Origin of the sequence: Anaerosporobacter faecicola, from assembly GCF_012070565.1 — a bacterium.
Classification (GTDB): domain Bacteria; phylum Bacillota; class Clostridia; order Lachnospirales; family Lachnospiraceae; genus Anaerosporobacter; species Anaerosporobacter faecicola.
Genome location: NZ_JAAQRO010000008.1, coordinates 99,970 through 114,815 on the forward strand (window position 1 = coordinate 99,970; position 14,846 = coordinate 114,815).

Annotated in this window: 13 protein-coding genes, 2 pseudogenes and 1 riboswitch; of the genes and pseudogenes, 1 reads left to right on the top strand and 14 read right to left on the bottom strand. The window is 37.8% G+C overall.

The genetic code is table 11. From position 1 onward, the window contains the following. Positions 1-9: 9 nt before the first annotated feature. The 10 genes and pseudogenes from HBB17_RS03680 to eno all read right to left on the bottom strand — a co-directional run bounded on the left by HBB17_RS03680 (position 10) and on the right by eno (position 7,592). Entirely contained in the window at positions 10-180 is a 171-nt protein-coding gene (locus tag HBB17_RS03680) for a hypothetical protein (RefSeq protein ID WP_167955837.1), read from the bottom strand. A 192-nt stretch (positions 181-372) separates the two neighbouring features. After that, a pseudogene (locus HBB17_RS20735) lies at positions 373-465 on the bottom strand (helix-turn-helix domain-containing protein); the annotation flags it as partial. A 51-nt stretch (positions 466-516) separates the two neighbouring features. Further along, a pseudogene (locus tag HBB17_RS20740) lies at positions 517-711 on the bottom strand (helix-turn-helix domain-containing protein); the annotation flags it as partial. 296 nt (positions 712-1,007) lie between these two features. Then, on the bottom strand, positions 1,008-1,517 hold the full coding sequence (locus HBB17_RS03690) for a hypothetical protein (protein WP_167955838.1): 510 nt from the start codon (positions 1,515-1,517) through the stop codon (positions 1,008-1,010). Between the two features lie 200 nt (positions 1,518-1,717). Continuing rightward, positions 1,718-1,915, bottom strand: a complete 198-nt coding sequence (locus HBB17_RS03695) for a hypothetical protein (protein WP_167955840.1) — start codon at positions 1,913-1,915, stop codon at positions 1,718-1,720. A 169-nt stretch (positions 1,916-2,084) separates the two neighbouring features. Then, a complete protein-coding gene (gene thiC, locus HBB17_RS03700) occupies positions 2,085-3,401 on the bottom strand; it encodes a phosphomethylpyrimidine synthase ThiC (protein ID WP_167955842.1) in 1,317 nt (438 codons plus the stop codon). A gap of 96 nt (positions 3,402-3,497) precedes the next feature. Continuing rightward, positions 3,498-4,283 carry a bifunctional hydroxymethylpyrimidine kinase/phosphomethylpyrimidine kinase gene (thiD, locus tag HBB17_RS03705; protein ID WP_167955844.1) on the bottom strand — a complete coding sequence of 262 codons (786 nt, stop codon included), beginning with the start codon at positions 4,281-4,283 and terminating at the stop codon, positions 3,498-3,500. Between the two features lie 25 nt (positions 4,284-4,308). Then, positions 4,309-5,022 carry a thiamine phosphate synthase gene (gene thiE, locus HBB17_RS03710; RefSeq protein ID WP_238483664.1) on the bottom strand — a complete coding sequence of 238 codons (714 nt, stop codon included), beginning with the start codon at positions 5,020-5,022 and terminating at the stop codon, positions 4,309-4,311. Further along, positions 5,012-5,830 carry a hydroxyethylthiazole kinase gene (gene thiM, locus HBB17_RS03715; protein ID WP_167955846.1) on the bottom strand — a complete coding sequence of 273 codons (819 nt, stop codon included), beginning with the start codon at positions 5,828-5,830 and terminating at the stop codon, positions 5,012-5,014. Before thiM ends, thiE begins: the two co-directional genes overlap by 11 nt. Positions 5,831-6,087: 257 nt before the next feature. After that, a riboswitch (TPP riboswitch) is annotated at positions 6,088-6,198 on the bottom strand. Between the two features lie 86 nt (positions 6,199-6,284). Further along, positions 6,285-7,592 (bottom strand): phosphopyruvate hydratase, encoded by a 1,308-nt coding sequence (eno, locus tag HBB17_RS03720; RefSeq protein WP_167955848.1) that lies wholly within the window; start codon positions 7,590-7,592, stop codon positions 6,285-6,287. Between the two features lie 318 nt (positions 7,593-7,910). Between eno and argH the strand changes: the two genes are divergently transcribed. Then, positions 7,911-9,290 (top strand): argininosuccinate lyase, encoded by a 1,380-nt coding sequence (gene argH / locus HBB17_RS03725; RefSeq protein ID WP_167955850.1) that lies wholly within the window; start codon positions 7,911-7,913, stop codon positions 9,288-9,290. Between the two features lie 331 nt (positions 9,291-9,621). On the opposite strand, the gene HBB17_RS03730 is transcribed toward argH, so the two are convergent. The 4 genes from HBB17_RS03730 to HBB17_RS03745 all read right to left on the bottom strand — a co-directional run bounded on the left by HBB17_RS03730 (position 9,622) and on the right by HBB17_RS03745 (position 14,745). Continuing rightward, positions 9,622-10,404: a hypothetical protein gene (locus tag HBB17_RS03730; RefSeq protein WP_167955852.1), complete on the bottom strand. Its 783-nt coding sequence runs from the start codon at positions 10,402-10,404 to the stop codon at positions 9,622-9,624. Positions 10,405-10,522: 118 nt separating this feature from the next. After that, the gene (locus HBB17_RS03735) at positions 10,523-12,256 is read right to left on the bottom strand and encodes a methyl-accepting chemotaxis protein (RefSeq protein ID WP_167955854.1); all 1,734 of its coding nucleotides are present in this window, start codon (positions 12,254-12,256) and stop codon (positions 10,523-10,525) included. A 148-nt stretch (positions 12,257-12,404) separates the two neighbouring features. Then, positions 12,405-12,569, bottom strand: a complete 165-nt coding sequence (locus tag HBB17_RS03740; protein ID WP_167955856.1) for a hypothetical protein — start codon at positions 12,567-12,569, stop codon at positions 12,405-12,407. A gap of 61 nt (positions 12,570-12,630) precedes the next feature. Beyond that, positions 12,631-14,745: a glutamine synthetase III family protein gene (locus tag HBB17_RS03745; protein ID WP_167955858.1), complete on the bottom strand. Its 2,115-nt coding sequence runs from the start codon at positions 14,743-14,745 to the stop codon at positions 12,631-12,633. Positions 14,746-14,846: the final 101 nt, after the last annotated feature.

Consider the following 14,846-nt stretch of genomic DNA (forward strand, 5'->3'; position numbering starts at 1 on the left):
TTCTCAGACTTATGTATTTTGTTCTCCAACATACTTTAATTCCATATTCGTACACATTCCTGTCATATCCATACGCATATGAGGATATTCCATTGTATCTTCTGGTGAAAAAGACACCCAATATTGCGGAACCTGATGATGAAATCCGCATACAGGGCACTCATATAAGTAGTTTTCCATACCATATCCTCCTATTATATTATCCCCTTCTAATCTTCTTCAAATCTAGACTAATTTTAGCATATCTATTCACAAAATCCCATAATTATTCGCCTTCAAAGTATAGGAAAATTGTTCTATTTACAAGTAGTATATTGGGTAATCGTACCAATTCATATCTTTCATACAAAATAGATGAAATCCATCTAAAGATTATTCTCTCTGATATTCCAATATATCTCCAGGTTGGCAATCCATTACATCACAGATTGCCTCTAAAGTCATAAATCGTATCGCACGAATCTTTATAATAACGCAAAAATCCTGGTCGTTACCGACCAGGATTCCGTCTATTGATGTATGTAATAATTTACTTAAAGCAAATAAGTTATCAACTGTTGGAAGACTCTCTCCCCGTTGCCACTTATAGATTGCTTGTGGTTGCTCAAATCCAAAGTATTCTTGCATCTGCCTTACTGTTATTCCTTGCTTCTTTCTTAACGTTGCAATATTCGCTCCAGTTGCTTTCAAATTCACAGTTGGAAATCTCATTCTATCACCTTGCTCCTTAAAAAGTACTTTGGTTACTTGTTTCGTAGACCATAGTATAATGCAATAATTCCTTTTAGTCAACCAGTATTTAGCAAAAGTTATAACCTTACTTCCCCTTTGCTCCTAACAAGTTTTTGTAGCGTTTTCGATCAAATTATTAACCATGTTCCCCTGCAATGAACAGTAACATTGAGAAATAAGAAAATAAGCATTAACGAAAACCGCACTGCGCTCCTATAACAGCTGCACCAAGACAAACCCCTAATATAGCGCTACTGGTAAATGAAAAGGAACTTCTATTCAAGCTCAATAGAAAATGTTGTTGTCTGGTTACATTTATCCAATGCAAGCTGAATGTTCATAATCTCTTTGCTAAATTCCTTGTAATCCTCTAGAACCTTCTTGTTATCGTAATTGGTGTATTCGTATTCAACAAATGACTTTCCTCTTGATAACATAGGATTCACTCTTTCCTTCGGTAATCTTCGTCTCATACTATCTAGTTTGTTCTTTCGTATGTTCAACTGCGCCATCTTTACAAGCGCTTCATCAATGGTAATCTGAATCTCTTCAAGCACTGTTGTTGCATTAAATACATTCACTGCATGACGAATTTTACGAATTTTCTCATCAATCTTGGCAATTGCTTCACTCACTTGTTCATAATCATAATCTGGTTTTTCTACTTCTTCACCGTCTGCAAGAACATACACACTTGCCGTATCCTCTAATGACAGATAATAGCTTTTTTCATCTTCCAAAGACCGTATCCATTTGTTCGCTGCTGCTGAAGTCAATTCTTTCATCTGTTCTTCCTCCATTCACAATCCAATCGACTATACGAATATAATCATTCCTATATATCTTCCGGTTTCACTCAGTTAGACAACCACGCTACTTTTCTCTCATCTCTTACTGAACTAAACTATACCATATTTGCTGAATGGAATCATTGAACTTGTAGTTTACATTTTCCTTTTGCTATTTCAATAGCAGAAGCATCGGATTATCCTTCTATAATATCATTTTCCACTAGTAAACTCGTTTTCTGTATCACGCTGTTCTTTTCCTCTTTTCCATTGTTTGAGCCCCCAATCTTTGGTATGAATTGGATTCCTAACCCGATCACTAAGATAATACTTAAAACCACTAGACCAACCTTAATAAATTGCGCAATTTTTTCTTTTTCCTTCTCAATATCCACAGGTAACTCCTAAAACGTTCTTCGTAATAATATATTGTAATTCTCTTGTTTCATACCTTCTTCTTCAGAATCTTGCTACAATTTAAAACAATCGTTGCCCATATTCCTATGGGCAAGATTATAGCTTCAAGTCATGCACGAACAACCAATGCATGCATCAGCAATCATACTAAAGGATATCAATATGCTCTCCAGCCAACGCTTTGTTCATACTCCGTACTGCACAGAATTTACCACACATGGAACAGGTATCATCATATTCCGGTTTTCTTTCTTCCCGAATCCTCTTGGCCGTTTCTGAATCAATGGCACATTCCCATTGTGCTTCCCAGTCTAATGCTCTACGTGCATCTGCCATACGATCATCTATCACTCGTGCTCCTCGTACTCCTTTTGCTAGATCAGCAGCATGTGCTGCTATTTTCGAAGCAATTATTCCCTGTTTTACATCTTCTAGATTTGGAAGTGCTAGATGTTCTGCTGGTGTTACATAACATAAGAATGCTGCACCTGCTGCCGCTGCTATGGAACCACCAATCGCCGCTGTAATATGATCATAACCAGGAGCTATGTCCGTAACCAATGGTCCTAGTACATAAAATGGTGCGCCACAACAGATTGTTTGTTGAATTTTCATATTGGCGGCAATTTGATCCATTGGCATATGTCCTGGTCCTTCCACCATGACTTGGACATCTTTCTCCCAAGCTCGTTTGGTAAGCTCACCCAATCGAACCAGTTCTTCGATCTGGCATACATCGGATGCATCTGCTAAGCAACCAGGACGACACGCATCGCCAAGGGAAATCGTAACATCATATTCTCGACAGATTTCCAGAATTTCATCAAAATATTCATAGAACGGATTCTCATTCCCTGTCATACACATCCAAGCAAATACCAATGACCCACCTCGCGAAACGATATTCATCTTACGATTGTTCTTACGAATCTGTTCGATGGTCTTTCTTGTAATCCCACAATGCAAGGTTACAAAATCCACACCATCCTGGGCATGCAATCGCACCACATCAATAAAATCTTGGGCAGTTAAGGCATCCAAGTCTCTTTGATAATGAATGACACTATCATAGATTGGAACCGTTCCAATCATCGCAGGACATTCCGCAATTAGCTTACGTCGAAATGGAATGGTATCCCCATGAGAGGACAAGTCCATAATAGCTTCTGCTCCCATATGAACTGCCTGCATTACTTTTTCCATCTCCACATTATAATCCTTACAATCTCTTGAAACACCAAGATTTACATTAATCTTTGTCCTTAGCATGGAGCCTACACCTTGTGGTTCGATACAAGTATGATTCTTATTGGCACAGATTACAACTTTCCCTTCTGCTACAAGAGGAAGTAGTTCTTCTACAGACATTTGCTCTTTCTCTGCTACTTTTCTCAATTCCTTTGTTATAATCTTCTTCCTTGCCGCCTCCATTTGTGTTGCATATTCTCTTGTTTTCTTCTCCATATTCCTTGTACTCCTTTCTATATAATAAATAGGTAACACAAGATATTTCCTCCTATCTTGTGGGTCTCTTGTTTGTTATAAAGTCATGGCTCTTCGTTATTCCGATATTTTCCACATATGATTAAGAGGTCCTCTACCCTTCCCAAGATCAAGATTTGCTTCGATTGCACCAGCTATGTATCCTTTCCCAAGTTCTACTGCTTGTAACACCGACATACCCATAGCAAGATTTGAAGCAATTGCACTGGATAAGGTACATCCTGTTCCGTGAGTATTAGGATTAGCAATACGTTTTCCTCGAAGCCAATGAGCCCCATCAGTCATGTATAGTAAATCATCTGCCTCTTCCTCAAAGTGACCTCCTTTGCACAATACCGCAACTCCATATTGTTCATGAAGTTGCTTTGCAGCATTTTCCATATCCACTGTGGTATGGATTCCTATACCCGTAAGTTTCTCTATTTCTGGAATATTCGGTGTAATTAAATCCGCAATGTGAAAGAATCTCTCTTTCATAACACAGATTGCTTCCTCCTGTACCAGAGCAGAGCCGCTTGTTGCTACCATTACTGGATCAATGACAACATTCTTTGCATGATAGTATGTCAATCGATCTGCTATCGTACGGATGATTGCAGAAGAAGAGACCATTCCTACTTTCACTGCATCCGGAACAATATCTGCAAATACTGCATCCAATTGCTTTTCTAAGAATGGAATTGGTACTTCCATGATTCCTGTAACTCCCATTGTATTCTGTGCCGTTAATGCAGTGATCACACTCATACCATAGACCCCATGAACCGTCATTGTCTTCAGATCTGCCTGGATTCCAGCCCCACCACTACAATCACTTCCTGCAATCGTTAATGCTTTTACCATGTCCTACCTCCATGTTATGTTTTTCCTATTCTCGTCCGCAAACATCTATTTCTCCCAGATTTTCATACTCACTTTCTTGTTCTACTAATTTTTTCGTTGCTTTCACCAGCCTTTTCGTTGCTTCTTCAATATCGGCTGCAGCAAAAATTGCACTAACCACTGCTATTCCTGCGATACCACTCTTCTTTAATCGTCCAAGATTCTCCAACTTAATACCGCCAATTGCTACTACTGGGATATCTACTGTATTACAAATCTGTTGTAAGGTTGCATATGGAACATCAACGGCATCTTCTTTCGTTCCTGTAGGGAATACTGCTCCCACGCCAAGATAATCTGCTCCTTCGCTCTGTGCTTGTAGTGCCTGTTCTACTGTCTGAACAGAGACGCCAAGGATCTTATCTGGTCCAATGATTGTTCTTGCCTGCTTCACACACATATCGTCTTGTCCAACATGAACCCCATCAGCATCCACTTGTTTTGCAAGCTCCACATTATCATTAATGACAAATGGTACTTTATATTGCTTACATAAGTCTTTTATCTCAATTGCTTCTTCTAGAAAATCCTTCTCTGCCAGATCCTTTTCCCGTAATTGCAAGATTGTCGTTCCACCCTTCAGTGTCTTTTTAACTTGATCATATAAGCGTTCCTTTCCAAGCCAACTACGGTCTGTTACTGCATACACCAACATTGCTTCTTTCATTCCCCTCAGCTGTTTTCGTCTCTCATCGAACATCGTATTTGGCTCCTTCCTCCAGTTCTTTCCCTGTCATGTCTTGAATTGCGTCTATAATCCGATTCCGATAAGTGGCATTACCTTCTCCTTCCTGAAGGCGTCTATATGCAATTTCTCCTGCCAATCCCATTGAACATACAGCGGCTGCTGTTGCCTTCAACGGCTCTTCCGGATTTGCTACCACATACGCAGTAATTAACCCCGATAACTGGCATCCTGTTCCTGTTATCCTTCCCATTTCTTTTCTTCCATTCCGAATTACATAACAAGTTGTTACATCTGCTACCAAGTCAATTGCTCCTGATATTGCCACAATACTTCCTGTCTTTTTGGCAAATTGCTTTGCGAATGCAACTGCTTCTGCTAGATTTTCCTCTGTTACTGCATCAGCCAAATCTGCATCAACGCCCTTGGTATTACCAGCTCCATGTACTAAGGTCTTAATCTCTGAGATATTACCACGAATGACATCAAATTGAATCTCCTCTAGCAACTGTAATGCCGTCTCTGTTCGAAGTTTACTTGCTCCTGCACCTACCGGATCCAATACGACTTTGTGTCCCATTGCGTTTGCTTTCTTTCCTGCCAAGAACATAGATGGTATGGTTTGCTGATTAAGTGTTCCAATATTAATGTTCAGTCCTCCACAGATGGACGTGATCTCTTCTACTTCATTGCGATCGTCCGACATAATTGGACTTCCTCCACACGCTAATTCCACATTTGCAACGTCATTAACGGTTACATAATTGGTTATGTTATGTACTAAAGGTGCCTTTTTCCTTACATTTTCTAATAATTGTTGCATGTTCAATATCTCTCCTTTCTTATGCAACCTGATTAAGAAAACCCATTATTTCACGGCACAATACCTTCGCATCATATACTCTCGAGATAATAATAGCTTCAAAGTACACTTTGTTCTCCGTTTCGTTTACGGTCAGCTTCCGCTGACATCTACCTTATGTGCAAGTGCACATCCCTCGAAGAATTTATATAATAGGATCGTTGGGAGATCTTCCTATTAAATAAAAAAGCGACACCAAAAAAAGGCATCGCAAATAAATCATACTTCTGCATATGTCCCTACGTTGGCATTATCCAAATCAGGTCTGTGGGTCAAAGCGATACAGCTTAATCTCAGCCCACTTTACGTGAGCCCCCCATTGTATTTTATTAGTCTGTTTAAGAAACAGCACTAAAGTTATTATAGCACTGTTTCCTAATATTACAATCTCAATCTTTGCTCATGAATTATCATGTTATTGTTTTCCTTTAAAAGCTCTCTTGGCCAAGTATACTGCATCTTCACCAAGTTGTTCTTCAATACGAAGTAAGCGATTATATTTGGCTACACGGTCACTTCTTGATGGTGCACCTGTCTTAATCTGCCCTGCATTGGTTGCTACAGCAATATCAGCAAGCGTAACATCTTCTGTCTCTCCAGAACGGTGTGAAACCACGGCAGTCCAACGATTGCATTTTGCGGCTTCTATGGCTTCTAAAGTTTCTGTAAGTGTTCCAATTTGGTTAAATTTGATCAATACAGAGTTCGATACATCCTTTTCCATACCCGTTTGAATTCTCTTCGTATTGGTAACAAATAAATCGTCTCCAACTAGTTGGATCTTGTCTCCCAATGCTTTGGTCAGTTTCTCCCAACCTTCCCAGTCTTCCTCCGCAAGTCCATCTTCTAATGAACGTACAGGATAACGATGGCAGATATCTTCCCAATATGCAACCATTTCATCTACGGTCTTATATTCTCCTGACTTCCAGAAGAGGTATTCTCCTTTTCTTCCAGTTTTCGCTGCTTCCTCATACATCTCTGTTGCCGCTGCATCCATGGCAATATAGAAATCGTCTCCTGGTTTGTACCCTGCTTGTTCGATTGCTTTCACAATATAGTCAAGTGCCTGATCATCCGATGAGAATTTGGGTGCAAATCCACCTTCATCTCCAACTGCTGTTACATAGCCATCTGCTTTTAATAATTTCTTAAGTGTATGGAATACAACCGTACTCCATTCCAATGCTTCATGAAAAGAAGTTGCACCAACTGGCATAATCATGAATTCCTGGATGTTCAAACTGGAATCTGCATGTTTTCCTCCATTGATAATGTTCATCATGGGAACAGGTAACACCTTGGCATTCACCCCTCCAATGTATTGGTATAATGGAAGGTTTACAGACTCTGCAGCCGCTTTTGCAACAGCCAGCGAAACACCTAATATGGCATTTGCACCAAATTTTGCTTTGTTTGGCGTCCCATCCGCATTCACCATAATTCGATCAATTTCACATTGATTCAGTGCATTCTTACCGATTATCAATTTAGCAATGGGACCATTTACATTTTCCACTGCTTTTAGCACACCATTTCCCATGTAGTGTTTTGCATCACCGTCTCGTAATTCAACCGCTTCAAATGCGCCAGTTGAAGCTCCTGATGGTACACTTGCTCTACCAATGCTTCCATCTTCCAAAACAACTTCAACCTCTACGGTAGGGTTACCTCTAGAATCCAGAATCTCTCTTGCCTTAACAATCTCAATTTTTCTTTTCATATAAACTCCTTTCTACGCCTTCTTCTACTGTTTTTAAGCGGATTTTCCTTAACAGTCTTCAAAATTGCTTTATGGATACTATTCTCAATTATATTATATTTTATTCACTACAGTTTTATATTGCATTTCTAAACAAAACAAGGTAATATAATGGTAGACAAAATGAATTTATTTATCATTTTAATAGTATAATTATTCATCTATATTTATTTTTTATTGCAAAAACATATATGCTTATTGGTCTTATGGAGATTATGTTTTTCTCCTTAACAGAATATTTATTACACTTATCCTATTCTACAGAAAAGAGGTAATTCTATGAAACTTTGGGGCGGACGTTTTACAAAAGAAACCAACCAACTCGTACATAACTTTAACGCTTCCATTTCCTTTGATCAAAAATTCTACAAACAGGATATCGCAGGAAGTATTGCTCATGTTACTATGTTAGCCAAACAAGGAATTCTAACCAATGACGAGAAAAAAAGCATTGTTAATGGACTAGAAGGGATTCTAACTGATTTAGACAATGGCACCTTACAGATTGATGGTACTCACGAAGATATTCATAGCTTTGTAGAAGCCAATCTAATTGAGCGTGTGGGGGATGCCGGTAAGAAACTTCACACAGGAAGAAGCCGAAATGATCAGGTAGCGTTAGACATGAAACTGTATACAAGAGATGAGATTTTAGAAATCAAGACACTTGTTAAATCACTTCTTTCGGAACTTAATACGATTATGAAAGATCATACGGAAACCTTTATGCCAGGTTTTACTCATCTTCAAAAGGCACAGCCAATCACCCTTGCTCATCACATGGGTGCATATTTTGAAATGTTCAAGAGAGACTATTCCCGATTAACCGATATCTATACCCGTATGAATTATTCACCAATTGGCTCTGGTGCTTTAGCAGGTACTACCTATCCACTGGATCGTGCTTACACAGCAGAATTATTAAACTTTGCTGGGCCTACTATGAACAGTATGGATTCCGTTGCTGACCGTGATTATCTTATTGAATTACTTAGTGCTCTTTCCACGATCATGATGCATCTCAGCCGTTTCTGCGAAGAAATCATCATCTGGAATTCGAACGAATATCAGTTTGTAGAGATTGATGATGCATACAGTACAGGCAGCAGTATCATGCCTCAAAAGAAAAATCCAGATATCGCAGAACTGGTTCGTGGTAAGACAGGACGTGTCTATGGTGCACTCGTTTCCTTATTAACCACCATGAAAGGACTTCCTCTTGCATACAACAAAGATATGCAGGAAGATAAAGAATTGACATTTGATGCAATCGACACCGTAAAAGGTTGTATTTCTCTTTTCACAGGAATGATTTCTACCATGAAGTTTAATAAATCTGTTATGGAAGCCAGTGCAAAGAATGGCTTCACCAATGCAACTGACGCAGCTGATTATCTTGTAAACCATGGTGTTCCATTTCGTGATGCACATGGAATTGTTGGCCAGCTGGTTCTCTATTGTATTAATAAGAATATCTCCCTTGACGATATGTCTATTGAAGAATTCAAAGCAATCAGCCCTGTTTTCGAAGAGGATGTGTATGAAGCCATCAGCTTAGAAACTTGTGTAAATAAGCGTAATACCATTGGTGCTCCTGGTAAAGAAATGATGAAACAGGTTATAGCACAGAATGATGCTTATCTCGCAACACTGAATTAATTAGGCTTCATTCTCTTATTGGATTTCAAGTGCGCATCTCCTCGGAGGATGTTCCTATTATGATTCGGGTGTCAAAAGCCCTTCGTAAAACTTTCTTTCTTTATTTGCACAAACATTTGCTAATCTCATGTAATACAGGACTTCGTTTGATGAGCAACTGTATGAAGTCGTTGACACCCGAACCCTATTATAGAAAATACGCCTAGTCTCTTGTATAAATTGATTCTCAATCAATCATACAGGAAACTAGGCGTATTTCCTTTACTTAAATCTCAAACTTCGTACAGGAACGTTTTGAATGAATAGGTTGCTCTTGTTATTCTATTCATTCTTATTCAATCACTCGATAGTAATATAAAGTCATTGTTTCTTTTTGTTTTGTATATTTATCTGTATACGTTATACGAATATAGGTTGGTGCAACCATAGAGGTATCCATATAGTTAGAATAGTAATTGTTATATTCACTATCGTACTCATATCCATAATAATATGGTCTTGTACCATAAGTGATTTTGGCACCATTCTTAAATGTTTTATATGTAAGCTCATTCTTTGTTGTACCACTGCTGTCTTTCGTCGGTTTCGAATATACACCATACTCTAACTTTGTAATTTTATTTCCCGACTCTAATGTAACCTTAACTTTCCCACTCTTCGTCGTTAAAACATTGGAGTTCTTCTCTTTTCCTCCAACGGAAATGCTTTTTAGTACACTTCCATAAGCATAAACTTTTACTTTTTTGGTGGAAACCTTCTTCTTATCGGCATCTACTATATCAAATGAAACGGTGTATGTTCCTTTCTTTTTAACATAAATACCGATCCCAATTTCATTCTTAACCTCTGCATCTTCCCCTTCTTGATAACGCACATTCGTTGAAGTAATCTTTGCAACAGCATTCTTACTATTTGTCTTAATATTAGTAATGGTTTGTGTCGTATCTGCAAGACTGATTTTGATTACATCATCATCATAGTTACCACTATACATTCTTACTTTTGTCGGAATGTTGTCTTTTGTTGTTTCAGTTGCTTTTATTGTTGTTGGGAAGAATGCAAGTATTAATGCGCATACAAGCAAATAACAAATGGTTCGATTGAACTTTTTCATAAATATCACCATGCCCTTTCAAAAATTCGGCGTACTGCTATTGGATAAACACTTAGTTACAAAATCAAGTATCATCTTATGTTAAGTATATGTGTTGCATAGCAAATGCTATACTTCATTAGATTTTAAAATATCCAACTTCATTGTTTAAGGATTGTGCAACGTCCTGCATCTTCTTCGCAGATTCTGCAACTACATTAATGGTTGCGGTGAGTTCTTCCATTGATGCAGTTGTCTCTTCTGTAGAAGCTGCATTTTCCTGGGATAACGCCGATAAGTTTTGAATAATATCAATAACTTGTTCTCTTGAAGAATTACATTCTTCAGCCTGTCCATTAATTTTTTCAATGTTTGCTGCCGTTTCCTTCACCCCGTCATTTGCTTTTTCAATCTTCTTTAATGTATCTGCAAGACGTACTTCTTGTTCATGAATGTTACCACTTACTTCTTCCATAATCGTAATAGATGCTGCTGAATCCTGGGATAAGGTTGCAATAACTTCTTCGATACGTTTAGCTGAACTGTTGGATTCTTCTGCTAACTTCTGAATCTGCATCGCAACAACGCTAAAGCCTTTTCCTGCTTCTCCTGCTCTTGCTGCTTCGATGGATGCATTGATCGATAACAGATTTGTCTCGTCTGCAATATTCGTAATCAGATTAACCGCTTCACCAATCATTTGTACGGAAGCATCGGTCTTTCGTATATTGGTAGCAATCTTGCTGATTGCTTTCGTTGTCTTATCGTTTACTTCCGTAAGTTGTTGCATATTCTGTGTTGCTTCTGTTTGCGCTCCTTGCATCTCTGAAGAAATACGTTGTAATGCGTTCAAATCATTCGCTATATCCGAGATGAGTTCTCCCATGTTGGCTGTACTCTGGGTTGCTGTCTCAACATCCGTTGCCTGTGTTATTGCTCCTTTTGAGATTTCTTCAATTGCCAAACTGATATCTTCAGCGGTCTTTCCAGAATGGCTTGTTAATTGTTCTAGGTTATTTCCATCCGCAATCAACATTTTAACCGTAGAATTCAATGATTTGATTACCCGATTGAAACGAGTTGTCAAACTTTCCACAGCAAGCAGGATGCTTCCAATTTCGTCTCCTCTATTTTTAATTCTATCATTAAATGTCAAATTCAAATTGCCCTGTTCTAATTCTGATAATGCATTTTCTGTCTCTGTTAAATCTTTTGCAACTCGTTTTACAAAATAGAAGATAATCAGCATACAGATTATAAACATTACAATCGAACAACCAGCCATACTATATATTTGTGCATTTACTTCTTTATGTACTTCCGTTACTACTTTACCAACAAATAACATACCAACTACTTGACCATCTGCATTTTTCAAAGGAAGGTAGTATGCAAAGTAATCTTCTCCATTGATCACAAGTTCATAATCACTATACGCTTCTCCCTTGTCTAAAACCTGACTTGCTACCTTTGCTGATGATTTCGTTCCGATTATTCGTTCTCCGGTATCCTTATTCACTAACGTGGTAATCATTCTTGTATCTCCATAGAAAAAAGTCACGTCTTTTCCCGCAGCTTTACCAAACTGATCAAGCAAAGCAATTTTATCTAACATATTTACTTCGCCTTTCATCAATTGTCCAGCATCATTCAACGAGTAATCACCAGGAGCAATCTCTTCATAAGCTGTTTCAATACTTTTCGCAACACTTTGTAAATCTTCCATTGCTTGTTTCTTTATTCCTTTAACGATTAGATTCCCACCATATACTGTTAATACTGTCCCCAAAAGGAATGCTTGAATAAAACATACGATAAAGACTTTTCTAGCAAAACTCTTTTTGTGTATCTTCTTTTTTTTATTCTCCGCCATATTCATCCACCTTTCTTAAACCAAGGGTATTTCCTCCTTCGTTTATTAAGATATTTTATAACTATAATTTTAATCTACATACTATAATAGTGCAAGTTATAAATTAACTTTTTTGGAATAATTCGTATTTACTGATACTATTTCATCTTTATTCATTAAAATTTTTAACATTTTTTATAACAATTGTATATACATTAATACCATTTTTGTTTTTATTTTCGTTAAATTGATATTTTACGCTATCATTATGTAAATATAAAAAAGCCACTCCTATAGCAAAAAAACAACCAACCTTATTATCTACTAAAATCATTGTAGTAATAAAGATTGGTTGTTCTTAATCAAGAAAATAGGGATCTAATTTTTATTTCGTTTTATACTTCAAACAATAAATCACCATATGTTGGTACTGGCCATGCTTCTTTGTCAATGATTAATTCCAATGCATCGATTGGTGTACGTAAGTCTGACATAGCAGGGAACACAACATCTTTGAAATACGTTGCTTGTTCTTTTCCTTCTTCTTTCGTAGCTGCCTGTGCATCCACTTCCTGTAGATGTAATACAGCTGCTTTTGCCTCAGCAAGTAATTTGGAACTCTCCGTAAGTAATGCAGTCTGAACACTTACATCAGCAGAAGGAACCGCTGCTTTTACACTATTAATCGAATCAGCTAAAGTTGCAACTGCTTTAATTACAGCTGGAATATATTTCTTATTCGCCATCTCGATCATTGTCTTTGCTTCAATGTTAATTGCTTTTGAATACGCTTCATAGTTGATTTCTGCACGAGAGGCTAATTCAACTTTAGAAAATACCTTGAATTTCTCAAACATCTTAACCGATTTTTCTGATGTAAGAGCAGGAATTGCATCAACCATTGTCTTCACATTTGGAAGGCCTCTGCGTTCTGCTTCTGCAATCCATTCATCAGCATAACCATTGCCATTAAAGATGACTCTTTGATGATCTGTTAATGTCTTCTTAATCAAATCATGTACTGCAAGCTCAAAATTATCTGCTTTTTCAAGTGTATCTGCCATATCGGATAACACATCTGCAACAATCGTATTCAATACCGTATTGGCACCAGCTATTGACATAGAGGAAGCAACCATACGAAATTCAAATTTGTTACCCGTGAAAGCAAATGGTGAAGTACGGTTACGATCGGTAGCATCCTTCTTAAGCTCTGGAAGTGTGTGTACACCGATATTTAATTTTCCACCTTGCTTTGAAGATTTTGCTTCGCCAGTTTCAATTAATTGGCTGATTACATCTTCTAACTGTTCACCAAGGAAGATTGAGATGATTGCTGGTGGTGCCTCATTTGCTCCTAATCTGTGATCATTTCCTGGGTTTGATGCCGATAAACGAAGTAATGCTGCATTCTCATCTACCGCTTTAATGATTGCTGATAAGAATAATAAAAATTGAATGTTTTCATGAGGTGTTTTTCCTGGCTCTAGAAGGTTCTTTCCTGTATTCGTTACGATTGACCAGTTATTGTGTTTACCAGAACCATTTACACCTGCGAAAGGTTTTTCATGGAGTAAACATTCTAATCCACGACGTTTCGCAACTTTCTTCATTGTTTCCATTACTAATTGGTTATGGTCCGTAGCGATATTCGCTGTTCCATAGATTGGAGCCATCTCATGCTGTGCAGGTGCAACTTCATTATGTTGTGTCTTTGAAAGAATGCCAAGTTTCCATAACTCAACATTTAATTCCTTCATATATCCTGCAATTCTCTCTTTAATGCTACCGAAATAATGATCGTCAAGTTCCTGTCCTTTTGGTGGCATTGCTCCGAATAATGTACGTCCAGTGAAAATTAAATCTTCTCTTTGTAAGTATTTTTCACGATCTACAATAAAGTATTCTTGTTCTGGTCCAACAGAACAATCAACTCTTGTTACTTCCTCATGTCCGAAAAGTTTAAGAACACGAACAGCCTGTGTACTAATTGCTTCCATAGAACGTAGAAGTGGAGTTTTCTTATCAAGTGCTTCTCCTGTGTATGAACAAAATGCAGTTGGAATACATAAGGTAACGCCTGCTGCATCTTCTCTTAAGAATGCTGGTGATGTACAATCCCATGCTGTATATCCTCTTGCTTCAAATGTTGCACGCAAACCACCAGATGGGAAAGAAGATGCATCTGGTTCTCCCTTGATCAGTTCTTTTCCAGAAAACTCAAGAATTGCCTGCCCACTATTCGATGCTGGGCTAATGAAGGAATCATGTTTCTCCGCTGTAATACCTGTCATTGGTTGGAACCAATGGGTATAATGAGTTGCTCCTCTTTCCAGTGCCCACTCCTTCATCGCATGCGCTACAACATTCGCTATTTCAAGATCAAGTTCTGCACCCTCTTCAATTGTTTTCTTAAGTGTTTCGTAAACCTTCTTTGGTAAACGTTCTGCCATAACAGCATCATTAAAAACATCAACTGCAAATACTTCTGAAATCACATTTTTAGCCATAACTTTTATCCACCCTTTCATTAATAATTATGATTATTCTACTTTTATATACATAAAGGAACGCAAAAAAGGTGTTCTCAAATACACTTGAGAACACCTTT